At 63.5% G+C, this 21,914-nt stretch carries 18 protein-coding genes and 2 tRNA genes; 14 read left to right on the top strand and 6 right to left on the bottom strand.

Going from position 1 to position 21,914, the window contains the following annotated elements; all coding sequences use genetic code 11:
* Positions 1-36: 36 nt before the first annotated feature.
* Together llg_RS01900 and llg_RS01895 are read left to right on the top strand one after the other, a co-directional pair.
* Positions 37-552: a hypothetical protein gene (locus llg_RS01900; protein ID WP_338287828.1), complete on the top strand. Its 516-nt coding sequence runs from the start codon at positions 37-39 to the stop codon at positions 550-552.
* A gap of 80 nt (positions 553-632) precedes the next feature.
* On the top strand, positions 633-1,418 hold the full coding sequence (locus llg_RS01895; RefSeq protein ID WP_338287827.1) for an NlpC/P60 family protein: 786 nt from the start codon (positions 633-635) through the stop codon (positions 1,416-1,418).
* A 24-nt stretch (positions 1,419-1,442) separates the two neighbouring features.
* On the opposite strand, the gene llg_RS01890 is transcribed toward llg_RS01895, so the two are convergent.
* The 3 genes from llg_RS01890 to llg_RS01880 all read right to left on the bottom strand — a co-directional run bounded on the left by llg_RS01890 (position 1,443) and on the right by llg_RS01880 (position 4,312).
* Positions 1,443-2,072 carry a YiiX/YebB-like N1pC/P60 family cysteine hydrolase gene (locus llg_RS01890; protein WP_338287826.1) on the bottom strand — a complete coding sequence of 210 codons (630 nt, stop codon included), beginning with the start codon at positions 2,070-2,072 and terminating at the stop codon, positions 1,443-1,445.
* 67 nt (positions 2,073-2,139) lie between these two features.
* The gene (locus llg_RS01885; protein ID WP_338287825.1) at positions 2,140-2,970 is read right to left on the bottom strand and encodes a sugar nucleotide-binding protein; all 831 of its coding nucleotides are present in this window, start codon (positions 2,968-2,970) and stop codon (positions 2,140-2,142) included.
* A gap of 13 nt (positions 2,971-2,983) precedes the next feature.
* Positions 2,984-4,312, bottom strand: coding sequence for an N-acetylmuramoyl-L-alanine amidase (locus llg_RS01880; protein WP_338287824.1), 1,329 nt, complete (start codon positions 4,310-4,312; stop codon positions 2,984-2,986).
* A gap of 82 nt (positions 4,313-4,394) precedes the next feature.
* On the opposite strand from llg_RS01880, the gene llg_RS01875 reads away from it, so the two are divergent.
* From llg_RS01875 to rpoC, 12 genes are all read left to right on the top strand, one after another.
* Positions 4,395-5,231 (top strand): TIGR00282 family metallophosphoesterase, encoded by an 837-nt coding sequence (locus llg_RS01875; RefSeq protein WP_338287823.1) that lies wholly within the window; start codon positions 4,395-4,397, stop codon positions 5,229-5,231.
* 186 nt (positions 5,232-5,417) lie between these two features.
* Positions 5,418-5,492: transfer RNA gene (locus llg_RS01870), tRNA-Thr, on the top strand.
* A 53-nt stretch (positions 5,493-5,545) separates the two neighbouring features.
* On the top strand, positions 5,546-6,730 hold the full coding sequence (gene tuf, locus llg_RS01865) for an elongation factor Tu (protein ID WP_338287822.1): 1,185 nt from the start codon (positions 5,546-5,548) through the stop codon (positions 6,728-6,730).
* 102 nt (positions 6,731-6,832) lie between these two features.
* Positions 6,833-6,907 (top strand) — tRNA-Trp (locus tag llg_RS01860).
* Between the two features lie 28 nt (positions 6,908-6,935).
* Positions 6,936-7,163, top strand: coding sequence for a preprotein translocase subunit SecE (locus llg_RS01855; protein ID WP_338287821.1), 228 nt, complete (start codon positions 6,936-6,938; stop codon positions 7,161-7,163).
* Between the two features lie 52 nt (positions 7,164-7,215).
* On the top strand, positions 7,216-7,785 hold the full coding sequence (nusG, locus tag llg_RS01850) for a transcription termination/antitermination protein NusG (RefSeq protein ID WP_338287820.1): 570 nt from the start codon (positions 7,216-7,218) through the stop codon (positions 7,783-7,785).
* A gap of 74 nt (positions 7,786-7,859) precedes the next feature.
* The gene (gene rplK / locus llg_RS01845) at positions 7,860-8,288 is read left to right on the top strand and encodes a 50S ribosomal protein L11 (RefSeq protein ID WP_338287819.1); all 429 of its coding nucleotides are present in this window, start codon (positions 7,860-7,862) and stop codon (positions 8,286-8,288) included.
* Positions 8,289-8,377: 89 nt separating this feature from the next.
* Positions 8,378-9,085, top strand: coding sequence for a 50S ribosomal protein L1 (gene rplA / locus llg_RS01840; protein ID WP_338287818.1), 708 nt, complete (start codon positions 8,378-8,380; stop codon positions 9,083-9,085).
* 14 nt (positions 9,086-9,099) lie between these two features.
* Positions 9,100-9,621 carry a 50S ribosomal protein L10 gene (gene rplJ, locus llg_RS01835; RefSeq protein WP_338287817.1) on the top strand — a complete coding sequence of 174 codons (522 nt, stop codon included), beginning with the start codon at positions 9,100-9,102 and terminating at the stop codon, positions 9,619-9,621.
* A gap of 129 nt (positions 9,622-9,750) precedes the next feature.
* Positions 9,751-10,122 (top strand): 50S ribosomal protein L7/L12, encoded by a 372-nt coding sequence (rplL, locus tag llg_RS01830; protein ID WP_345789189.1) that lies wholly within the window; start codon positions 9,751-9,753, stop codon positions 10,120-10,122.
* 199 nt (positions 10,123-10,321) lie between these two features.
* Positions 10,322-14,269, top strand: a complete 3,948-nt coding sequence (gene rpoB / locus llg_RS01825; RefSeq protein ID WP_338287815.1) for a DNA-directed RNA polymerase subunit beta — start codon at positions 10,322-10,324, stop codon at positions 14,267-14,269.
* Positions 14,270-14,311: 42 nt separating this feature from the next.
* Complete coding sequence (gene rpoC / locus llg_RS01820) at positions 14,312-18,457, top strand: DNA-directed RNA polymerase subunit beta' (RefSeq protein ID WP_338287814.1); 4,146 nt, start codon at positions 14,312-14,314, stop codon at positions 18,455-18,457.
* A gap of 277 nt (positions 18,458-18,734) precedes the next feature.
* Here the strand turns inward: rpoC and thiS are convergent, their stop codons facing one another.
* Genes thiS through llg_RS01805 form a run of 3 tightly spaced genes read right to left on the bottom strand, consistent with a single transcriptional unit; the run spans position 18,735 to position 21,899 of the window.
* Positions 18,735-18,935: a sulfur carrier protein ThiS gene (gene thiS / locus llg_RS01815; protein ID WP_338287813.1), complete on the bottom strand. Its 201-nt coding sequence runs from the start codon at positions 18,933-18,935 to the stop codon at positions 18,735-18,737.
* Between the two features lie 43 nt (positions 18,936-18,978).
* Positions 18,979-20,352: a DUF2851 family protein gene (locus tag llg_RS01810; protein WP_338287812.1), complete on the bottom strand. Its 1,374-nt coding sequence runs from the start codon at positions 20,350-20,352 to the stop codon at positions 18,979-18,981.
* Complete coding sequence (locus llg_RS01805; RefSeq protein WP_338287811.1) at positions 20,349-21,899, bottom strand: TIGR03790 family protein; 1,551 nt, start codon at positions 21,897-21,899, stop codon at positions 20,349-20,351. Before llg_RS01805 ends, llg_RS01810 begins: the two co-directional genes overlap by 4 nt.
* Between the last annotated feature and the right edge of the window lie 15 nt (positions 21,900-21,914).

Here is a 21,914-nt window from a genome sequence, read left to right as displayed (position 1 = left end):
TGCCTATCGTGGCTGTCTTCGTGCGCGCCTTCCAAGTTGCCTGTTCCGCCGGAGAAAAGGACGGTGCAGATCGAGGTCTCCGGTAAACCGAAGATCGAGTCATCCGAGGACAACAAGCTTCTGTTCATTGAAGGCTACCGCATGGAGCGGGCGGTACCGGTGAGCATTCGGCGGGAAGACTGGAAGTGCTTGAAATTGGATTCCCGTAAGTCCTATCACTTCCGGCTTTCGGAGACATCCAGTGGGCCGACCGATTTGTATCCCTACTCGGAGTTGCTCCGGGTTTCAGCCGGGCGGAGCTTGATCTATGATGCAGCTCTTTGCCGCGTCCACCATCGGCTGCTGCAGTCGATGGCGATGCGGGAGGGAGTGGATCATGCCTCGCTGCCGTTGAACTACGAGCGGGTCGCGGAGGTGCGATTTCCCAATGCGGGCACGGGCCATCCGGTTTGCCAGCCTCTCCTTGCGGAACATCTGATACAGGTTTGTCCGGTTTGCGACCGGGTGGAGAAAGCGTGGGTGGAGAAGCATCGCGATTCGCGATCCCGTTGAGGTTCGTGAAGGTCGGGTGAAATCGCGGTGAAGCCGTGGATGGAGGTGGCGGTGCCGTCCGGGGTATTGCAGAAGCGGAGATGCTTCCGAGGCTCCGCCGCCTGCTTTTCATCGGTTTGTTAGCCGCACTGGTCGCCCTGATGGTGTGGCCGTATCATGACGGCGCGCTCCGCTTCGGTTTACCTCTCGCGTGTTTGGGAGTATGGGGCGCGTTGCTGTGGTTTGCTCGGCGTTCGAAATGGGGGTGGCTGACGTGGGTTCTTCCGGCGTTGGTCACCATTCCCTTTTTCTTGCCATCACGTCCGGTGGGCAGGGCGGAACTGCGGGAGGACTACATCGCCGCGATGAAGCGTTACGAGGGAGTCCGCTATCTGTGGGGCGGAGAGGGGCGGAGCGGCATTGATTGCTCCGGGTTGCCGCGGCGGGCGATGCGGGACGCGTTGCTCCGGCAGGGATGGCGTCACGGCAATGGCGCGGCCTTCCGTGAATGGGCCGACCAGTGGTGGCATGACGCGAGCGCGAAAGCGCTGGGAGAGGGCTATCGCGGGTTGACGCGGCCGCTTGGGATCAGCGGCACCGTGCGGACGGTGAAAGCTGCGGGCTTGATGCCGGGAGATCTGGCGATCACCCGGGATGGGCGGCACGTGATGGTTTACTTCGGCGGTGGCTCGTGGATCTCGGCGGATCCCGGAGCGGGGAAGGTGGTGATCGAAGATCCGGTGAAGGCATCCAATCCGTGGTTCGATGCGCCGGTGGTGTGTCGCCGCTTTCGAATGGTGTCCACCGGCTCCGTTGGCGGTGGCGGGGCAGGCCGGGCGATATGCTCCCCCGAAGAGGGAAAGCTGGAGCTTTCCCCTACATTCTGAAAGCGGAGCTTTCAGCTACGATGCTCACGGTGAGGGGTAGACCTGCTTCAGCTCTTTGGCCGCGGCGAGATCGCGGGGCGTGATCATTTCCCGGTCCACGGGAATGGTGGTGGTGCCTTCGATGCGTTCGATCACCTTGCGGTAGGGTTGCCAGTGGAGATCGCCGAGTTTCACGGTCGTACCGAGGCCCTTGCCGGTGGCTGCCTTCCAGCCGCGCCAGATCAGTTCGGAGCAATAGATCGCCTGGTCATCGAAACGGTAATGCGGATCGTAGGGCTTGCCGAGGTCCTGACGCATCGCTTTCAGGGTGGCGGGGATGTGCTGCTTCTGGTCGTCGGCGAGACGGTAGGCCCAGACCTTTTTACCGCGTCCGCGGGCGATCCATTGGGCGAGCGGAATTTCCTGCACCGGGCCGATGGCTTCGATCACCCGCCATTCGCCGTCCTTCTGGAAGACCATCGCGCAATGCGAGTAGGGGGAGCCGGTGGAGCCCTCGATGGCGTCCACGAGATCCATGCCCCAGGCGTTGGGAAGGGATTGGAAGACGATGTCGCCTTCCTGGGGCTCGTAGGTAGCCTGGGTCTTTTTCGGTGTGTCCGCGCCTGCGGTCTGAAGGCCGAGACAGAGGCACAGCAGGGCGAGGAGTTTTCTCATGCTCTCCAATCTGGTGGGCACAGGAGAGGATGTCAAAGGGGTTCGAGAAGCTCTCGAACGGAGCGCGCTAAAGCGTGGGGGCGACGGACCGGACGGCGTCGAGGAAGGACGGGTAGAGCGGTTCCCAGCCGGTGGCGCGGAGTTTGGCGTTCGAGACGCGCTTGTGGGTCCAGCCGCGCTTGCGGTTGAGGTCGCGGGGGCCGGAGGGGGGGAGGGGCTTGTCGAAGGTGCGGGCCAGCGCGGTGTAGGCTTCGAGCTGGGTGAGGGGGGTGGAATCGGAGAGGTTGAAGAGGAGTTGAGAGTTGAGGGTGGAGAGTTGAGAGGAAGAGGAAAGAAGGTGGAGGATGGCGCGGGCGGCGTCGTCGCGGTGGATCTGGTTGAGGTAGCGTCGACCGTCTTCCTCGATGACGGCTTCACCGGTGAGGAACTTTTTCAGGATCACGCTACGGGAGGGGCCGTAGATGCCGGCGAGGCGGGTGATGAGGCCGCCGGACGAAAGGACGAGGTCTTCGGTTTTGCGGAGGATGCGGCCGGTTTCGCGGTCGGGTTCGGCGGGGCTGTCTTCGGTGACTTCCGAGCCATCGATCTGGGAGTAGACGGAAGTGCTGGAGGTGAAGAGCAGCGGGATGCCGGGGAAGGTGGCGATGAGGTGGCGGCAGCCATCGAGATAGACGGCGCGGTAGGCCTCGGGGCCGCCGCGGCCGGAGGCGGCGCAGTGGACGACGAAGTCCGGTTGAATGTCGGCCAAGGCGGCGACGGAGACCGCGTTGGAGAGATCGCAGGACAAGGTGCCTTCGCCTCCGGAGAGCGAGGTGGCGGCGACGTCCCAACCGGCGGCGAGGAACTCGCGGGAGATGGCCTGGCCAAGGTAGCCGTGGCCGCAGAGGAGGAGTTTCAAAAAGGAGCGGCGTTTAGTGTTCGGGGATCAAGGGCGGGCCTTGGCGGATCTTGCTGTAGTGTCGCTTCAATCCTTCGGCGACGGCTCCGGCGTATTCGCGGAGGATGGAGGGTTCCTGTTTGCCGTCGATCTCGCGGGTGCCTTCATAATCGCCGGCCTGGATGCGGGCGTAGTCGTGGCGGGAGTTCATCACGTAGGGCTCCATGAAGATCACGGGGCAATCGTAGAGGCGGTTGGCGAGCAGGTTGCGGGCCCACAGGTAGGGGTTGCCATCGACCATGCGGGCGTTCTTCGCGAGGGGATTGTAGGTGTAGGGCGGCAGGCCGGTGGCGGAGTAGAAGGACGCGGCGACATCCGCTCCGATGGCGGCTTCCTCGGCGTGGGTGCGCTGGAGTAGCTTGCGGAGCATCTCGTAACGCTGGTCGGCGAGGGCGATTTCCTCGTCGACGTAGCCACCATTGAGCAGCAGGTGGCAGTGGGAATGATCGGCGAGGGAAGGGCTGAGGGCATTGCCCCAGGCCTCGGCATTGAAGTGCAAGCAGAGGACCAGATCGGGCTTGAGGGTGTGGTTGACGAGGTCGGCGCGGGCGCGGATTTCGGCGGTGCGGTAGAACAAGCGCTCGGCGGTCTTGTGGAGATCGGCGCCGGCCGGGGCGGTGGCGGCGGCCTCGGCGAGCAGGGTTTCCGGGCGTAGGGTGGTGAGCGGCTCGGTGTTGTTCCGGACCAGGGTGACGGTGGCGCCGAGCGATTCGAGCTGTGGCTTCAGCAAGCGGGCGACGGCGAGGGTGAGGTCGCCCTCGCAGACCGGCGGGGCGCTGCCGATGGCGAACCAGCGCTCCTCCATCTTCGCCCATGCGCCGCCGATGTGGCCGGGATCGATGGCGATGCGGAGGCCCTCCAGCGGTCGCTCGGGCGGGGCGGGTGGGAGTTCGCGGGCGGTGCGCCAGTGGCGGGGCACGGTGGGCGAGGTGCCGGCGGGGGCGAAACGGAGGTGGAACTGGAGACCGCCATTCGGGCCATCGGCGGCGATGGTCGCCTCGTGGTCGGCAAGGGTGATGTAGTTCCGCCAGCCATCGCCGGTGGTGAAGATGTCGGTCAGCAGGTGCTCGAAATCGCCGCGGGTGATGGTCTCCTGATAGGCATCGAGGGTGGTCCAGTCCGGGGCGCTGCCGAGCGGGCCGGTGGGCTTGCGGGCGGGTGGCTGCGGTGGTTCCGGGGCGGTGTCGCCCGTTTCCACGGAGGCCAGGGCGAGCCGGAGGTCCGGCTGGCGGAAGGCGAGCCAGCCGCCGAGGCCGAGGAGGCCGGCGAGGAAGAGTGCCAGGGCTTTGGAGCAGAGCGACATGGGGGAATTCGGTTGTCGGTGGCGGGTCGGGCGTGGTTAGTTCAGCGGGTTGGCCACAGGGCCATTTACGATTTTCCGCATCATGTCCTCTCTCCGTATCTTGTTTCTGGGCGATGTCGTCGGCGAACCGGGCCGCAAGGCTGTCATCGGGCAACTGGCCCGTTTCCGCGAGGAAGAAGGTGTCGATTTCATCATCGTCAACGGTGAAAACGCCGCCGGTGGCCGCGGCATCACCCCGCGCATCACCATCGACCTGCTCCGCGCCGGCGCCGCGGTGGTGACGACCGGCGACCATGTCTGGGATCAGCCGGAAATCGTGGACTATTTCCCGACCGAACCGCGCCTGCTGCGTCCGCTGAACTACCCCGAGGGCACGCCCGGTGGCGGTTCGGTGGTGCTGGAAACCGCGAAGGGCAAGGTGGGCGTGCTGCTGGTGCAGGGGCGTTCCTTCATCCAGCCGCCGCTGGAGAACCCGTTCCTGGCCGCGGAGGTCGAGGTGGAGCGACTGCGGGCGGAGGGCGTGAATGTCATCGTCTGCGAGATCCACGCGGAAACCACGAGCGAGAAGATCGCAATGGGGCGTCTGCTGGATGGCAAGGCGTCGTTCGTGGTGGGCACCCACACGCACGTCCAGACGGCGGACGAGCGGATTTTCCCCGGTGGCACCGGTTTCCTGACCGATGCGGGCATGTGCGGGCCGGACGAATCGGTGCTGGGACGCTCGGTGGAATCCGTGGTGTGGCGTTTCCGCACCGGATTGCCGACCCGATTTCCGGTGGCGAAGGGTCCGGTGCGGCTTTGCGGGGCGATTGTGGACGTGGAAACGGAGACCGGAAAATGCATTTCGGTGCGCCGTGTTTCCGAATTGATCGAGGTTGAAGCCCCGGCAGCGGTTCCGGCGGCTCCCCAAACCCTTTGAAATCAGAGGGTCCGCGGAAATTTTCTTTCCATGTATATTTTTTTTGACAGAGTGGGCGGCTTTGTTCAACTTCCGCCCGCTTTCCCCGCCAGGGCCGACACCGGTTCCGCGGCCAGTTTCGGGATCAATACCGAGGCGGACCGCGGAATTTTTGTCCTCTAGCGGGAGAGGCGGACAACGCCAGTTGCTCGTGTAGCTCAGGGGTAGAGCGCATCCTTGGTAAGGATGAGGTCGGGGGTTCAATTCCCCCCACGAGCTCCAGCGGCGTTTTGCCGCTTTGATCCAGCAACTCTCACGCGAACCAACCAACCACCATGGCTAAAGAATCCTTCCAGCGTAACAAGCCGCACGTCAATATCGGCACCATCGGCCACGTTGACCACGGTAAGACCACCCTCACCGCCGCGATCACGAACACCCTCGCTGAAAAGGGCTTCGCGCAGGCCAAGAACTATGCCGACATCGACGCCGCTCCGGAAGAGCGCGAGCGCGGCATCACGATCAACACCGCTCACGTCGAGTACGAAACGGACATCCGCCACTACGCGCACGTCGACTGCCCGGGTCACGCCGACTATGTGAAGAACATGATCACCGGCGCCGCCCAGATGGACGGTGGTATCCTGGTGGTTTCCGCCGCTGACGGCCCGATGCCGCAGACCCGCGAGCACATCCTTCTCGCCCGCCAGGTCGGCGTGCCGGCTCTCGTGGTGTTCATGAACAAGGTTGACCTCGTCGACGACGAAGAGCTCCTTGAGCTCGTCGAGATGGAAGTTCGCGACCTCCTCTCCACCTACGAATTCCCGGGCGATGACATCCCGGTCGTGAAGGGTTCCGCCAAGGCCGCTCTCGAAGGCGACGCCAAGTATAAGGAAGCCATCCTCAAGCTGATGGAAGCCGTCGACTCCTACATCCCGGAGCCGGAGCGTCCGATCGACAAGCCCTTCCTCATGCCGATCGAAGACGTGTTCTCGATCGAAGGTCGTGGAACGGTCTGCACCGGCCGTGTCGAGCGTGGCATCATCAAGAAGATGGAAGAAGTCGAAATCGTTGGTATCCGCGACACGCAGAAGACCACCGTCACCGACATCGAAATGTTCCGCAAGCTGCTCGACGAAGGTCGTGCCGGTGACAACGTCGGTCTCCTCCTCCGCGGTCTGAAGAAGGACCAGCTTGAGCGTGGCCAGGTCATCGCCAAGCCGGGCACCGTGAAGCCGCACCGCAAGTTCAAGGGCGAAATCTACGTCCTGTCCAAGGAAGAAGGCGGTCGTCACACCCCGTTCTTCTCGAACTACCGCCCGCAGTTCTACTTCCGCACCACCGACGTGACCGGCAGCATCAAGCTTCCGGAAGGCGTTGAAATGGTGATGCCGGGCGACAACGTCAATCTTGAAGTCGAGCTCATCACCCCGATCGCCATGGAGCAGACCATGCGCTTCGCCATTCGCGAAGGTGGCCGCACCGTCGGCGCCGGCCGCGTGGGTGATATCCTTGACTAATCATTCGCGAAGAGCTTCCATTCCGCGCGCCATGCGCGGATTGGAACGCTGGATTCCGGGGCATTCCGGCTAAAAACCGGACTGCCCCGCAGTCGCCTCAACACGGCAGTAGTTCAATGGTAGAGCACCGGTCTCCAAAACCGGGTGTTGTAGGTTCGAGTCCTACCTGCCGTGCCATTTTCCCCAATCCCCAAGAAACGACTTCATGCTTTCGAAACTCGGCAGCTTCATCGGCGAAGTCAGAGGCGAACTCCACAAGGCAAGCTGGCCGTGGGAGTCCGACCCGAAGATCAAGGGCCTTAAAAAATACAAGGAGCTCATCGATTCCACCGTGGTGGTTTTGATCGCGATGGTCCTTGTCGCTGGATTCGTTCAGTTCTGGGACTTCCTCCACGTCCAGATCGTCACTTTCCTCACCAACTTCGGACGCTGAAGAGCCCCCGCCGGGCCCTTCAGTTTTCCCATTTTCATTTCTCACCTTTCCAATGCCAGCCATCCCGCCCGCCAAAGACCAGTGGTACGTGGTCCACGTCCTCTCCGGTCAGGAATCCAAGGTCCGCGAGCGCATCCTCCGCCAAGCCGAAGCCGAGGAGCTGGGTGATTGTGTTTTCGACGCCCTCGTGCCGACCGAAATGGTCTCCGAGATCCGCCGCGGCAAGAAGACCGAAACCAAGCGCAAGTTCTTCCCGGGTTACATCCTGGTGAACATGAACCTCATCACCGAAGACAACCAGCTCGTCGAGAAGGCCTGGTACTTCATCAAGGAGATGGAAGGCGTGATCGGATTCGCCGGCACCAAGGACCGCCCGATCCCGATGCGTCCGCGCGAGGTGGAAGGCATGCTCGCCCAGATCAAGGAGCGCGAAGAGAACGTCCGCCCCGCCATCAGCTTCGAAGTCGGTGACACCGTGAAGGTCGCCGACGGTCCCTTCCAGAGCCAGACCGGCATCGTGGAAGAAATCGATCCCGAGCGCGGCAAGCTCCGCGTGTCGGTCACCATCTTCGGCCGCAGCACGCCGGTTGAACTCGAATACTGGCAGGTCGAGCGCGCCTGAAGCCCTCCCGGTGCCGGACCGGTTTTACATCCGGTTCCACCCCTCTCAAGAACGCACTGTAACTCCTCATCACCATGGCCAAGGAAGTCGTCAAACTCATCAAGCTCCAGATTCCCGCCGGAGCCGCCAATCCGTCCCCGCCCGTCGGTCCCGCCCTCGGTCAGGCCGGTGTCAACATCATGGCGTTCTGCAAGGATTTCAACGCCAGCACCCAGAGCCAGTCCGGTGACATCCTCCCGGTCGTGATCTCGGTGTATAAGGACAAGACCTTCTCTTATATCACCAAGAAGCCCCCGGCAGGCAACCTTCTCAAGAAGGCGGCCGGTCTGGCCTCCGGCTCCGGTGAACCGAACAAGAAGAAGGTCGGCAAGATCTCCAAGGAAAAGCTCATGGAGGTCGTGAAGATCAAGATGCCGGACCTCAACACCAAGGACCCGGAAGCCGCCGCCCGCATCCTGGCCGGCACCGCCCGCCAGATGGGCCTCGAGATCGAAGGCTACTAAAGCTCTCAGCCGGGCGGTGAAAGCCGTCCGGCACCCGCAGGAGGGTTCCGACAAGCGGAATCCGAACGAACTGCAAACCACACACCACAATGGCCAAACACCGCAGCAAACGCTACGTCTCGGCTGTCGCGCTCGTCGAAGCCGGCAAGTCCTACTCGTTGCCCGACGCCGTCGGCACCGTGAAGAAATTCCCGGCTCCGAAGTTCGACCCCACCGTCACCATTTCCTTCCACCTCGGAGTGGATCCCCGCAAGAGCGACCAGATGGTCCGCGGTTCCGTCTCGCTGCCGCACGGCACGGGTAAGAACGTGCGCGTCGCCGTCTTCGCCCAGGGTGCCGCCGCCGAAGCCGCCAAGGCTGCCGGCGCCGAGTTCGTGGGTTACGAAGACCTCATCGCCAAGGTCCAGGGTGGCTTCACCGACTTCGATGCCGCGATCGCCACGCCGGACGCGATGACCGAAGTCCGCAAGATCGCCCGTGTCCTCGGTCCCCGCGGCCTCATGCCGAACCCGAAGACCGGCACCGTGACGGACGACGTCGCGAAGGCCGTCAAGGAAGTGAAGGCCGGTCGCGTCGACTTCAAGCTCGACAAGAACGGCAACGTTTCCGGCCCCGTCGGCAAGTCCTCTTTCTCCCCGGAACAGCTCATCGAGAACACCCAGGCGTTCGTCGACAGCGTGGTCCGTGCCAAGCCCGCCTCCGCGAAGGGCAACTACATCCAGAGCGCCACCCTCGCCGCCACCATGCTGCCGGGTCTGCCGCTTGAATCGGCCACCTACACCAAGGCCTCCGCCTAAACCACGGAACGACCATGAATCCCGATAAGAAAATCATCATCGACGGACTGCTCGACCGGGTCAACGCGTCGCCGTATGTGATCGTGATCGATTACACCGGCATGACCGTGCAGCAGTTCACCGAGCTCCGCAACCGTCTCTCGGACGGCGGCGCGAAGTGCCTCGTGGCGAAGAACAGCTACATGAAGAAGGCGCTCGCCGAAGCCGGCCTGCCGGACATCGCCGAAGGCCTCGTCGGCCAGACCGCGTTCGTCACCGGTGACAGCGAAGTCTTCGCGGCGGCCAAGGCGATCAAGAACTTCGAGAAGGAGTTCAAGAAGCCGGAAATGAAGGTGGGCATCCTCGACGGTGCCGTGCTTTCCGCCGACAAGCTCAAGGACATCGCCGACATCCCGTCCCGCGAGGCCATCCTGTCCCAGCTCCTTGGAACCATCCTCGAGCCGGCTGCCAGCATCGCCCGCGTCATCAAGGCGAAGTTCAACCCGGATTCCGACGAATCCACGGAAGAAGCTCCGGCCGAAGCGGCCGCCGAATAAACAATCTGAACAGACGGCGGTGGCATCTCCGTGCCACCGCCTGAACCCACAATGGTTCCTCGTCGGAAGGGGGCCCCTTCTGAAATGCCCGGAGCCCCGGGCGCGACGATACCGCAAAGGAGAAACACAATGGCTAATATCGAACAAATCGTTGAAGAACTCGGCAAGCTGACCGTCCTGGAAGCCGCCGACCTGGTGAAGAAGCTTGAAGAAGCGTGGGGCGTTTCCGCCGCCGCTCCTGTCGCCGTCGCCGCTGCTGCCGGCCCGGTCGAAGCTGCCGAAGAGAAGACCGAATTCGACGTCGTCATCACCGATGGTGGTGCGAACAAGATCGCGGTCATCAAGGCCGTGCGCGAAGTGTCCCCGGGCCTCGGCCTGGCCGACGCCAAGAAGCTCGTCGAAAGCGCTCCTGCCAAGGTGCTCGAAGGTGTCGCCAAGGACGCCGCCGAAGCCGCCAAGAAGAAGCTCGAAGAAGCTGGCGCCAAGATCGAACTCAAGTAAGTTCACATTCCGGATTTTCTCCAGGGCGGCCTTGTGCCGCCCTGGAGTTTCTCCGTCTCCGGCACCGGCGCGAGATTCCACATCCACCACATGAGGCATTTCGCGCCGATACCGACCGCACCTTTCATCGCCTGATTATTTCTCGCCCGAGACCGCACGCGGCTCGGGCTAAACCTGCAAGCAGCACCCCAGACACGTTATGGCCGAACGACTCTATTTCGGGAAATTTGAGGAAGTGATTGAGCCGCCGAACCTCATCGAGGTCCAGAGCCGCTCATATGAAGAGTTCCTTCAAAAAGACGTCGCCCCGGGCGAGCGCACCGATACCGGCCTCCAAGCCGTGTTCCAGGAGGTTTTCCCCATCAAGAGCTACGATGAAGCCATCGAGCTCGATTTCGTCGCGTACGACATCGAGGACCCGAAGATCACGTCGCTCGACTCGCTGCGCACCGGCGAAAGCTTCAGCGCCGCGCTGTACGTCACCTTCAAGCTGAAGGACGAGACCGGCAACAAGAAGGAGCGCGTGTACATGGGCGAACTGCCGATGATGACCCGCCGCGGCACCTTCATCATCAACGGTGCGGAGCGCGTGATCGTGTCCCAGCTCCACCGTTCGCCGGGTATCTGCTTCGAGACCTCGCAGCACCTCAACGGCAAGATGCTGCACTCCTTCCGCATCATCCCGGACCGCGGTTCCTGGCTCGAAGTGCAGTTCGACACCAACGACCTGCTCTACGTCTACCTGGACCGCCGCCGCCGCCGCCGCAAGTTCCTGGCCTCGACGTTCCTGCGCGTGCTCGGTTTCCCGACCGACCGCGACATCGTCAACAATTTCTACAAGACCGAGTCCCTCAAGCTCACCGAGCAGATGGACGAGACCGAGCTCGGCCACAAGGTGCCCTTCGAGGACATCCTGGACGGCGAACTCGTGGTCGCGAAGGCCTACGAGCCGCTCACGATCGGCATCGTCCGCCAGCTCATCGCCCTCGGCCACAAGGCGGTGGAGGTGATCGATTCCCGTGAGGATGAAATCCTGCTCAAGTCGCTCCGCAAGGACCCGGCTCGTGACGAGGAGTCCGCGCTGAAGGACATCTACCGCAAGCTGCGTCCCGGCGACCCGCCGACGGCCGCGAACGCCCGCGCGCTGCTCAAGCGCCTGTTCTTCGATGCGAAGAAGTACGACCTGACCCGCGTCGGCCGTTACAAGATCAACCAGAAGCTGGGCCTCGGCGTCGATTCCGACCAGCGCATCATGGTGCCGGAGGACTTCCTCGGCGCCGTGAAGTACCTGCTCAAGCTGAAGAAGGGCGAAGGCGTCATCGACGACATCGACCACCTCGGTTCCCGCCGTGTGCGTGCGGTGGGTGAACTCCTCGCCAACCAGTGCCGCGTGGGCCTTGCCCGCACCGAGCGCCTGGTGAAGGAGCGCATGACCCTGTTCGACGTGAACATCGAGGGCATGACCCCGCAGAAGCTGATCAACCCGAAGGCGCTTTCCGCCGTCGTGCGCGACTTCTTCGGCCGCAGCCAGCTTTCGCAGTTCATGGACCAGACCAACCCTCTGGCCGAGCTGACCCACAAGCGCCGTCTGTCCGCGCTCGGACCTGGCGGTCTGAACCGCGACCGCGCCGGCTTCGAGGTGCGTGACGTTCATCCGTCCCACTACGGCCGCATCTGTCCGATCGAGACCCCGGAAGGTCCGAACATCGGTCTGATCAACTCGATGTGCACCTACGCGCGCATCAACGAGTTCGGTTTCATCGAGACCCCGTATCGCAAGGTCACCGCCGGCAAGGTCAGCAACGAGATCGAGTATCTCACCGCCGACCAGGAGGAGAAGTTCCTCATCGCCCAGGCGAACAACCCGATCGACAAGTCCGGCAAGTTCCTCAACGACAAGGTCACCGCGCGTGAGGCGGGTGGCGAGTTCATCGAAGTCGATCCGGCGGACGTGAACTACATGGACGTTTCGCCGAAGCAGCTCGTTTCGGTGGCCGCGGGCATGATCCCGTTCCTCGAGCACGACGACGCCAACCGCGCGCTCATGGGTTCGAACATGCAGCGCCAGGGCGTGCCGCTCCTCGTTTCCGAAGCGCCGCTCGTCGGCACCGGCCTGGAAGGCAAGGCGGCGCGCGATTCCCGCGCGGTCGTCGTTTCCGAAGCGGACGGCATCGTCGCCGCCGCCACCGCGGAAATGATCGTGACCACTCCGGATGGCAAGCTGCCGGTGTCCGAGGAGAAGTTCCTCTCGGAGCCCGAGTCGGTGAAGACCAACGTGGAGAAGGGCATCATGGCCTACCCGCTGCGCAAGTTCATGCGCTCGAACGCCGGCACCTGCATCAACCAGAAGCCGATCGTCAAGCGTGGCCAGAAGATCAAGAAGGGCGACGTGCTCGCCGACGGCCCGAACACCGAGGACGGTGAACTGGCGCTCGGCCGCAACGTGCTCGTCGCGTTCATGCCTTGGAACGGCTACAACTTCGAGGACGCCATCGTGATCTCGGAGAAGGTCGTGAAGGAGGACATCTACACCTCCATCCACATCGCCGAATTCGACGTGGCCGCCCGCGACACCAAGCTGGGCCCGGAAGAAATCACCCGTGACATCCCGAACGTGGGTGAGGAAGCGCTGCGCAACCTCGACCACGACGGCATCATCCGCATCGGTGCGGAAGTGAAGCCGGGTGACATCCTGATCGGCAAGATCACGCCGAAGTCCGAAACCGAACTCGCCCCGGAAGAGCGCCTGCTGCGCGCCATCTTCGGTGAGAAGGCGGCGGACGTGAAGGACACCTCGCTGCGCGTGCCCTCCGGCGTCATCGGCATCGTTCAGGACGTCCGCGTTTCCTCGCACGGCCTCGCCAAGAAGCGTGCGGAGAAGGTCGATCCGGTCGAGCTGAAGAAGCAGCTCAAGAAGATCAACGACGAGCACAAGAAGAAGGCGGACCAGCTCACCGACCAGCTGACGGAGAAGCTCTCCGACATCCTGCTCGGCGAGAAGATCCCGCTCGACGTCGTCAACGCGCAGACCGGCGAGATCATCATCCCGGCCAACCGCAAGATCACCAAGACCCTGCTGCGCAAGCTGGCCTCGGTGCACGACCACATCGAAATCGATCCGTCCCCGATCCGGAACAAGATCCTCGAGATCATCGGTTCCTTCGAAGGCCGCTTCGCCGAACTCGACAACGAGCGCGAGCGCAAGCTCGACCAGCTCGAGTCCGGTGACGAGGTCGATCCGGGCGTGATCAAGGAGGTGAAGGTCTTCATCGCCGCCAAGCGCAAGCTCTCGGTGGGTGACAAGATGGCCGGTCGCCACGGTAACAAGGGCGTTGTCGCCATCATCGTTCCCGAGGAAGACATGCCGTTCCTTTCGGACGGCACCCCGGTCGACATCTGCCTCAACCCGCTCGGCGTGCCGTCGCGAATGAACGTCGGCCAGGTTCTTGAAACCCACCTTGGCGTCGCCGCCAAGGCCCTCGGTTTCAAGGTCGCCACGCCGATTTTCGACGGCATCAAGGAAGAGGTGATCTGGGACTTCATGTCCAAGGCCAAGCAGGTGGACGGCGTCAAGTTCATCGGCGACAAGGGCGAACTTCGCGAGCGCAAGCCGGGTGACCCGGAAGGCCGCGGCTTCACCTGGATCGGCGATGGCAAGGACGGCTCCACCGGCGGTAAGTCGACCCTCTATGACGGCCGCACCGGCGAGCCGTACCACAACCCGGTCGTGGTCGGCATGATCTACATGCTGAAGCTCGGCCACTTGGTTGCCGACAAGATCCACGCCCGTGCCGTCGGGCCGTACTCGCTCGTCACCCAGCAGCCGCTCGGTGGTAAGGCGCAATACGGTGGCCAGCGTTTCGGGGAAATGGAAGTGTGGGCGCTCGAAGCTTACGGTGCCGCCTACACCCTGCAGGAGCTCCTCACCGTCAAGTCCGACGACGTGCAGGGCCGCACCCGCATCTACGAAGCCATCGTCAAGGGCGACAACAACCTCGAGGCGGGCACGCCCGAGTCGTTCAACGTCCTTATCAAGGAAATGCAGTCGCTCGGCCTGGACGTCCGTCCCGGCAGGCGCGGATCGAGCCACGGCTCCGGTGTCACCGGCGGCGTGGACGACTTCTCGCTGGACGACCTCACCCTGTAATTTTGAGCCGCGAAACACAAACAGCCCGAACCATCCTACCACATGAGTGTTGACACCAATCTTCGCGAACTCTTCGGCGTGGACGAGCGCCCGGAAGCCTTCGACCAGGTTTCCATCACCGTGGCCTCCCCGGACACCATCCGCTCCTGGTCCAAGGGCGAGGTGAAGAACCCGGAAACCATCAACTATCGTACCTTCAAGCCCGAGAAGGGCGGTCTCTTCTGCGAGCGCATCTTCGGACCGACCCGTGACTGGGAGTGCGCCTGCGGCAAGTATAAGCGCATCAAGCACAAGGGCGTCGTGTGCGACCGTTGCGGCGTGGAAGTCACGCTGTCCCGTGTCCGCCGCGAGCGCATGGGCCACATCGAGCTCGCCGTGCCGGTGAGCCACATCTGGTTCTACAAGTGCATGCCGTCCCGCATCGGTCTGGTGCTGGACATGAGCGCCCGCCACCTCGAGCGCGTCATCTACTACGAGGACTACATCGTCACCGAGCCGGGCAACACCCCGCTCGAGCGCGGCCAGCTCCTCACCGAGACCGAACTCCGCGAGGCGGAGGACGCCTACGGTGAAGACACCTTCCGCGCCGGCATGGGCGCCGAGGCGATCCAGGACCTGCTCAAGCAGATCGACCTGGCCGACCTCGCGATCAAGCTGGAGCAGGAGCTCGGCACCACCCGTTCGAAGCAGAACAAGAAGAAGCTCTCCAAGCGCCTCAAGATCGCCCAGGGCTTCGCCGGTTCCAAGTCCCGCCCGGAGTGGATGATCCAGACCGTGCTTCCCGTGATCCCGCCGGACCTTCGTCCGCTGGTTCCGCTGGAAGGCGGCCGTTTCGCCACCTCCGACCTGAACGACCTGTATCGCCGCGTCATCAACCGCAACAACCGCCTGAAGAACCTCCTCCAGCTCAAGACGCCGGAGGTCATCATCCGCAACGAAAAGCGGATGCTTCAGGAAGCCGTTGACGCGTTGTTCGACAACGGCCGCCACGGCCGCGCCGTGACCGGCGCCGGCAACCGTCCGCTCAAGTCCCTCAGCGACATGCTGAAGGGCAAGGGCGGCCGTTTCCGCCAGAACCTGCTCGGCAAGCGTGTCGACTACTCCGGCCGTTCCGTCATCGTCATCGGTCCGGACCTCAAGCTCAACCAGTGCGGTCTTCCCAAGAAGATGGCGCTGACCTTGTTCGAACCGTTCATCATCCGCCGCCTGAAGGAACTGGGCTACTGCCACACGGTTCGCTCGGCCAAGAAGATGATCGACCGCAAGACCCCGGAGGTGTGGGACATCCTCGCCGAAGTGACCAAGGGTCACCCGGTGATGCTGAACCGCGCTCCGACGCTCCACCGCCTGTCAATCCAGGCGTTCGAGCCGAAGCTCATCGAAGGCGAGGCCATCCGCGTCCACCCGCTCGTCTGCACGGCGTACAACGCCGACTTCGACGGTGACCAGATGGCCGTGCACGTCCCGCTCTCGGTCGAGGCCCAGATGGAAGCGCGCCAGCTCATGCTCGCGCCGAACAACATCTTCTCGCCCGCGTCCGGCCGCCCGATTACGACCCCGTCGCAGGACATCATTCTGGGTTCCTACTACCTGAGCTGGGCCCCGGTCCGCACTCAGAAGGACCGCGAGAAGCAGGAGCACCTGCCGTTGTTCGAGAACTCCTCGGAAGTCGAGTTCGCGATCGCCGCGCGCAAGGTGAAGTATCACTCCTGGATCCGCATCCGTAACCCCGACTTCGGCAAGGACTCGGTCTACGGCGACAAGGAATCGAAGATCATCGAGACCACCCCGGGTCGTGTCCGCTTCAATGAGATCTGGCCCGAAGGGCTGGGCTTCATCAACAAGAACGTGACCAAGAAGGTCATGGCGGACATCATCTGGCGTTGCTACCAGGTCGGCGGCAAGAAGAAGACCGTCGAGACCCTGGACTCCCTCAAGAGCCTCGGCTTCCGCGAAGCGTCCCGCTCGGGTGCCTCCATCGGTATCGTCGACATGGTGATCCCGGAAGAGAAGCCGGAGATCATCAGCAAGGCCTACGAGGAGGTCAACAAGGTCACCAAGCAGTACCGCAACGGTGTCATCACCGATGGCGAGCGCTACCAGAAGGTCGTCGACATCTGGACGCAGGCCACCGACGCCATCGCCAACAAGCTTTACAGCAAGTTGGAGCACAACGACGGCAAGGGCCTCAGCCCGCTGTTCATGATGGTGGACTCCGGTGCCCGTGGTAACAAGTCGCAGATCAAGCAGCTCGGCGGTATGCGCGGCCTCATGGCCAAGCCGTCCGGTGAAATTATCGAGCGTCCGATTATCTCGAACTTCCGCGAGGGCCTGTCCGTGCTCGAGTACTTCATCTCGACCCACGGTGCCCGCAAGGGTCTGTCCGACACCGCTCTGAAGACCGCCGACTCGGGTTACATGACCCGCAAGCTGGTGGACGTGGCGCAGGACGTCATCGTCACCAAGCCGGATTGCGGCACCGCCAACGGCATCCTTGTCCGCGCCATCTATGACGGCGATGAAGAGGCCGCCTCGCTGGCGCTGCGCGTCTACGGCCGCGTGTCGTGCGAGCAGGTCAAGGATCCGGTCACTGGCCAGATCATTGTCGATGTCGACGATGAGATCACCGAGAAGCAGGCCCAGGCCATCGAGCGCATCGGTTACGAGCAGCTCAAGATCCGCTCCGTGCTCACGTGCGAATCGGACCGCGGTTGCTGCGCCCGCTGCTACGGCCTGAACCTCGCCACCGGCAAGACGGTGAAGATCGGCGAAGCGGTCGGCATCATCGCCGCCCAGTCGATCGGCGAGCCCGGCACCCAGCTCACCATGCGTACGTTCCACGTCGGTGGTGTGGCGGCGGCGACCTTCAAGCAGCCGATCATCAAGGCGAAGAACACCGGTGTGGTGGTTTACAAGGACCTCCGCACCGTCCAGTCCGCCGAAGGCAACTGGGTCGTCCTCAACAAGAACGGCACGCTGTCCGTTCGCGACAAGGACGGTCTGGAGCTCGAGTCCCACAACATCGTCATCGGTTCCGTGATCTCGATCAAGGACGGCGACGACGTGAAGAAGACCGACGTGATCGCCACCTGGGACCCGTACAACGTGCCGATTCTCACCGAGAAGTCCGGCAAGGTTGAGTTCCGCGACATGATCGCGGGCATCACCGTCCAGTCCGAGACCGACAAGGAAACGGGCAAGAAGGGGATGATGGTCACGGACCACAAGGAAGACCTCCATCCGCAGGTCGTCATCGTGGACGTGAAGACCAAGGAAGTGAAAGCCTCCTACTCGATCCCGGTCGGCGCCCACCTTTCCGTCAAGGAAGGCGAGGAGGTCACGGGCGGCACGCTGCTCGCCAAGACCCCGCGCAAGGTGGCCCGCACCAAGGACATCACCGGTGGTCTGCCGCGTGTGGCCGAGCTGTTCGAAGCCCGCAAGCCGAAGGACGCCTGCGTCATCGCGAAGATCGAGGGCGAGGTCTCCTTCGGGGGCAACGTCCGCGGCAAGAAGAAGGTCATCGTGACCGATTCCACCACCGGCGAGCAGGTCGAGCACCTTGTGCCGATGGGCAAGCACATCATCGTGACCGAAGGCGACCGCGTGCACCGCGGTGACCAGATCACCGAAGGCCCCGTGTCCCCGGAAGACCTCCTCGAGGCTTGCGGCGCGCAGGAGCTCCAGGAGCACCTGGTCAACGAAGTGCAGTCCGTCTACCGCGTCCAGGGCGTGGAAATCAACGACAAGCACATCGAGATCATCATCCGCCAGATGCTGCGCAAGGTGAAGATCACCGACCCGGGCGACGCCGACCAGCTCCTCTGGGGCGACCAGATCGACCGCACGACCTTCAAGAAGATCAATGCGGAGATCGTCGCCAGCGGTGGCAAGCCGGCGGAAGCCGAACCGGTGCTGCTCGGCATCACCAAGGCCTCGCTCGAAACCGACTCGTTCATCTCGGCGGCGTCCTTCCAGGACACCACCCGCGTGCTGACCGAAGCGGCGACCCTCGGCAAGGTGGACTACCTCACGGGCTTCAAGGAGAACGTGATCATGGGCCACCTGATTCCGGCGGGTTCCGGCTTCGATTGCCACCGCGACGTCGAGGTCGAGTTCACGGTCGAAGAGCCGGAGCCGATTTTCCACGAGCCGGAGCCGGCCGTGGACGAGGACGCCCGCACCGCTTGATCCGATAGCATTCACAAACGCCCGGCCGCCGAAAGGTGGCCGGGCGTTTTGTTTTGGGCTGTAGCTCTAACTTTTTCAGCCACGGAGTGGCGTCGGATCGTAGCCGTGGGTTTCCAACCCACGGACTCTGCGTGGGAACATCCGGAGTCGCAGAGCGACGATGGAAAGGCTCGATGGCTGGGCGCGAACCCTGCGTGGGAATGGGAAAATCCACCCAGCCCTCGCTCTCCCGACCGCGGCTACCCGTCAAAGAGGGCTGATTTGGAACTGAGCGAGATCAGCCACCCGCCGCGAGGGTCACGATCTCGACCCGGTCGCCAGTGTTCACCTGGGTGGCGGGGAAATCGCGGGGGAAGATCGCTTCCAGGTTCAGTTCCACCACCACCGGCTTGCCGCCCAGACCGACCTCCTGCAACAGGCGCTCGATCGAGACCGGTGCGGCGAGTTCGTGGGCTTGTCCGTTGAGGGTGATCTGCATGGGCCGTCGATAGCGCCGGATCGGGCGGAGCGGAAATGGAAAATCACGCCCGCCACTGCGAGAGTTGCTCGGGGAAGGGGCAGCGCTCGCACTCGCTGACATCCTCGAGACAGAAGTCGTGGTAGATCTGAATCAGGGCCTGGTGGTGGGCGACCTTCTGGAACCACGGCTTCGCGTGCTCCAGCGAGCCGAAGAGGCGCAGGCCGCAGCGTTTCACGTGCTCGTTCGGCGCGCTGGCGCGGAGTTTCCAGTAGGAGTTGAAATCGAAGCGTTCGTCTTCGAGCAAGGCCACCGGCACCAAATGGTTGGCCAGCAGTTCCAAGCCCTGCGAGCGGCCGAACAAGGCGACGGGGCGTGAGGTGGGGGCGGAGGTGAGCGTGTGGCGGCGTTCCCAGAAAGCGTGGTTGAGCTCTTCCAGGAATGCGAGCACCGGTTCCGGGTGGAACGGGCGGGCCAGTGCGACACGGCGGTATTTCGGCCAGACGGACACCAAGGCGGAAAGGGCGCCGGCGCGGCGGTGGGGATGATTGGCCGGGCGATGGCCGTGGAGCTTCCACGGGATCACCCGGGCGTCGCCGGTTTCAAAGCGGCCGCGCTGCTTCCACCAGGAGTCCCACAGGCCGCGCAGGTAATCGCGGGTGTCGGACGGGGCTTTCTCATGGAGCACGGGAGAAAGGAAACCCGCGGTGCCGAAAAGCAGCGCCTCGTGATCGGTTTCCTCCTTCATCGCCGAGAGCGGCGCGCGCTGGGCGAGCAGGCGCATGGCGAGCGAATTGCCCCGGTAGCCGAGGGTTTCCGCCGTGGCTTGGAACAGCGCGGCATCCCGGCCATGGGCATCGGCGGTGCGTAGAAAGCGTGCGGCCTTGCGTGCGGCGCGATGGGTGGAGGCCTCCTCCAGCAGGCGGCTCACGGCGACGCTGTCCATGCCCGCGAGTGGACGGACACAGCGACCAGGCCGGGCGATGGCGATCTCGCGGCGGGGTAGGTTGAGAGCGTCTTCCAACAGCAAGTGCGGGACCTCGATCCTCGGCACCTCGCGGTGATCGCAGTCGCGGGTGAATTGATCCTGGGGTGAACCTCGGAACACAACGTGGAGGGCGACGTCCCGGTAGGACGGATTGCCGGAATGGCCATGGCGTTCCCAATCCTCCGCTTCCGGGTCCAATTCGATCGCGCCGGTCTTCAGCGTGCCGTTGATCTCGACGGCGGCGTGGATGAAATCCGGGCCCGCCGAGCGGTTCCATTCGCCGAATTGAACGATCCGGACCGTGTTCCCCGCGGTGGTGGTGAAGTTCCGTCCGAATGCTCCGGCGAACCACAGCGCCTGCAGCTCCAGCTCGGGAGGCAGCGGCCGGGCGAGCGGCTCGGCCAGGATAGCGGGAGCGAACGCGTGCTCGATGAGGCGGGTGTAGCTCATTTCGCCTGTGGGACTTTAGTCGGATCCGCGGGTGGTGGCGGCGGCGGATCGAGGATATTGAGCCAGCCGGTGAGGGCGTCCGCGTCTGGAAGGGCAGCGTAAATCGCGCGGGCATCCCGGAGAGCCTGCACGGCTTCGTTTTTCCGGCCGAGCGTGCGGTCGATCGAGATGATGTTGAATTCCTGCCTCAGCTTGTCGGATGCGCCCGTGTAATTTCCCTTGGCGGTCGTGAACCAGTTCTTCGCCTGGTCGTTCAGGCTGATCGCGCGCAGCCGCAGGCCGAGGGCTTCGGCCAGAATGCCGCTGTGGGTGCGGTCGGCCGCCTTGGCCAACTGGTCCTGGAGTTCCGCCGGTTGGCTGTCCCATTGCAGGGATGCCATGCGCAGAGCACGGTAGTCGTTGTCGGCGGGCTGCTTGTCGCCGCTGCCATCGAGATGGAGGAAGGGGCGGTAGAGCGGATCGCCGAACACCACGCCCTGCCAGGAAAGCGCGGGCATGGCGGCGTAGGCGGCCTCCGCGAAGGTGGAGCCATCGAGCAAGCGCTTGTGGAGGATATCGAAGTAGTGGGTGATGCCGAGGTAGGGTTCGTAGGTGTTGCCGATGGTGCAGCAGGCTCCGCGTTCCAACAGGGCGGCGCTCCAGTTCCGGTTCGCGTCGCGGATCTGTTCCGCGCTGAAGGAGTGGAGGTGCATGGCCACCGCGCCGGGCCGGAAATGGAACCGGGTATTGAGGAACGGCCCGTTCACATTCCACTCGTACCACCCGTAGTAGAGGGAGGCATCCGTCATCGGATAGTTCGTCGGGAAGGTGTCGTTGAAGCGGTCGACCACCGTGGGAATGCCGGTGGCCAGGTTCGCCTTCGCGACGTTCTCCAGCCATGTGTCGCCCTCCGGGATCTTGTTCGCGATGTCCACGTAGGCACGGCCCCACAGGCCGGTTTTCTCCGTGGCCACGGCGTCCTTGATCATGCGCTCGCAGGTTTCCCAGGTGGCGGCATCGATGCGGGCGACGAGGACGAGGAAGGGCATGTTTGCCTCGGCGAAGGGCTTTTCGCTCTTGAAGTAGGCGTTGTTGATGACGCCTTCCGTGGGCAGTCCCTGGATGCCGAAGGCGGCGAGCTCCGAGTCCACCGCGGCCTCGTTGCGGCCCACGAAGGGCTTTTGCAGGTCGATGGGCGGCGGGTTGACGGTGGTGGTCTTGATCCGCAGCGGCACACCGCGCATCACGGCGATGTAGCGGATCTTGTTCTGGACCGGCAGCGTCAGGTTTTCCTGGTTCTTGCCCAGCTTCCACCATCCGCGGGAATCGAAGGTCTCTCGGAGCGGTTTGACGAGCTTGGTGTTGTATTCATCCCGGGTGATGTCATCGGCTTTCGGGAGATCGAGGCCGACGAGATTGGACTCCGGGATCTCCCGTGCGGCCCGGTAGGTCTCCGCGAGCTTCACGGATTCCGGGACCGACTTGTTGAAAAGGATCGCGACGGAGGCCGGATCGGGCGTGGCCGCGAAGGCGGAACCGGCCAGCAGGAGGAATAGGATGAACCTCATCACGGGAACGATGGC

Source organism: Luteolibacter sp. LG18, assembly GCF_036322585.1.
In the GTDB taxonomy this organism is placed as follows: Bacteria; Verrucomicrobiota; Verrucomicrobiia; order Verrucomicrobiales; family Akkermansiaceae; genus Luteolibacter.
Note: the sequence above shows the minus strand (reverse complement) of the source record. Positions and strands in the feature narration are given on the sequence as shown.

Coding starts and splice junctions, on each gene's coding strand:
- rplK (WP_338287819.1), top strand. CDS start 7,860: ATGGCCAAGGAAGTCGTCAAACTCATCAAGCTCCAGATTCCCGCCGGA.
- rpoC (WP_338287814.1), top strand. CDS start 14,312: ATGAGTGTTGACACCAATCTTCGCGAACTCTTCGGCGTGGACGAGCGC.
- rplJ (WP_338287817.1), top strand. CDS start 9,100: ATGAATCCCGATAAGAAAATCATCATCGACGGACTGCTCGACCGGGTC.
- llg_RS01875 (WP_338287823.1), top strand. CDS start 4,395: ATGTCCTCTCTCCGTATCTTGTTTCTGGGCGATGTCGTCGGCGAACCG.
- llg_RS01890 (WP_338287826.1), bottom strand. CDS start 2,072: ATGAGAAAACTCCTCGCCCTGCTGTGCCTCTGTCTCGGCCTTCAGACC.
- llg_RS01810 (WP_338287812.1), bottom strand. CDS start 20,352: ATGAGCTACACCCGCCTCATCGAGCACGCGTTCGCTCCCGCTATCCTG.
- rplA (WP_338287818.1), top strand. CDS start 8,378: ATGGCCAAACACCGCAGCAAACGCTACGTCTCGGCTGTCGCGCTCGTC.
- llg_RS01855 (WP_338287821.1), top strand. CDS start 6,936: ATGCTTTCGAAACTCGGCAGCTTCATCGGCGAAGTCAGAGGCGAACTC.
- nusG (WP_338287820.1), top strand. CDS start 7,216: ATGCCAGCCATCCCGCCCGCCAAAGACCAGTGGTACGTGGTCCACGTC.
- llg_RS01895 (WP_338287827.1), top strand. CDS start 633: ATGCTTCCGAGGCTCCGCCGCCTGCTTTTCATCGGTTTGTTAGCCGCA.
- llg_RS01805 (WP_338287811.1), bottom strand. CDS start 21,899: ATGAGGTTCATCCTATTCCTCCTGCTGGCCGGTTCCGCCTTCGCGGCC.
- tuf (WP_338287822.1), top strand. CDS start 5,546: ATGGCTAAAGAATCCTTCCAGCGTAACAAGCCGCACGTCAATATCGGC.
- llg_RS01880 (WP_338287824.1), bottom strand. CDS start 4,312: ATGTCGCTCTGCTCCAAAGCCCTGGCACTCTTCCTCGCCGGCCTCCTC.
- rplL (WP_345789189.1), top strand. CDS start 9,751: ATGGCTAATATCGAACAAATCGTTGAAGAACTCGGCAAGCTGACCGTC.
- thiS (WP_338287813.1), bottom strand. CDS start 18,935: ATGCAGATCACCCTCAACGGACAAGCCCACGAACTCGCCGCACCGGTC.
- rpoB (WP_338287815.1), top strand. CDS start 10,322: ATGGCCGAACGACTCTATTTCGGGAAATTTGAGGAAGTGATTGAGCCG.